The sequence below is a fragment of the Kocuria sp. ZOR0020 genome (assembly GCF_000800955.1).
Lineage (GTDB): Bacteria > Actinomycetota > Actinomycetes > Actinomycetales > Micrococcaceae > Kocuria > Kocuria subflava.
This window is the reverse complement of the sequence record NZ_JROX01000140.1, coordinates 1-213: the sequence shown is the minus strand read 5'-3', so window position 1 is coordinate 213 and position 213 is coordinate 1. Positions and strand designations below refer to the sequence as shown.

The 213-nt window shown below is 35.2% G+C and carries 1 protein-coding gene; it reads left to right on the top strand.

Going from position 1 to position 213, the window contains the following annotated elements; genetic code table 11:
- A partial coding sequence (locus L979_RS15080; RefSeq protein ID WP_197052117.1) for a hypothetical protein occupies positions 1-213 on the top strand: 213 nt, incomplete at both ends.

Genomic DNA, 213 nt, shown 5'->3' with positions numbered 1-213 from the left:
GAACAGCTAAAACATTGTTTTATGATAGAGATGAACACGGAAACCCGCCAGATATATCTACTATTAAAGCTGAAATTTCACCCTCCACGATCGTCACAAGGTTATTCTTTAACCAAAACGAACTCTTACCTTTGTATGTTAATGACTTGGTAGATATATGGTATGACGGTAAACTGTATTCAGGATATATAGCAGATAGAGTTAAAACAGAGT